Annotated in this window: 1 protein-coding gene; it reads left to right on the top strand. The window is 59.7% G+C overall.

The features are described 5' to 3' along the window. Positions 1 to 115 precede the first annotated feature (115 nt). Positions 116 to 514, top strand: a 399-nt coding sequence (locus ACTJJ7_RS28080; protein ID WP_440969508.1) for an ABC transporter transmembrane domain-containing protein, incomplete at its 3' end; no start/stop codon positions are given.

The raw sequence follows: 514 nt of genomic DNA, 5'->3' as shown, positions 1-514 counted from the left end.
ACCCGCGCAAAAATGGCGATGAAAATCTCCATTACCCCGTTCGGAGCACGGTTCATTTCTTCCAGTGCAGCCGCGTGTGCAGCGCGGCGCACCGGCGATAGCTGGAGAGCTTTTGATGCCTATGTCCCCATCATTCAATGACAATGGCGAAACCTACGACCAACTTGCCCGAACGCATGTTTCACTTGGCCGCGTGCTTGCCCTGTTCACGCCCTATCGCACCCGGATTGTTGTGCTTATCGCCCTGATCCTGGTTGCATCGGCCATCGCGATGCTGTCGCCGTTCCTGCTGCGCGCCATCATCGATGATGCCCTGCCAATTCAAAATCTGGCCCTCTTGGCCTGGCTGGCGGGCGGCTTGGTCGGCGTGGCGGCATTGTCCGCCGCGCTGAACACTGTCCAGGTCATCCTGTCGTCCAAGGTCGGCCAGGCGATCATGGATGATCTGCGAGTGCGCGTTTATGCGCATCTGCAATCCCTGTCGCTGGGGTTCTTTGCCAGCACGCGCACCGGC

The sequence above is a fragment of the Phyllobacterium sp. 22229 genome (genome assembly GCF_052056495.1).
Classification (GTDB): Bacteria; Pseudomonadota; Alphaproteobacteria; order Rhizobiales; family Rhizobiaceae; genus Phyllobacterium; species Phyllobacterium myrsinacearum.
This window is presented reverse-complemented; position numbering and strand designations above follow the sequence as displayed.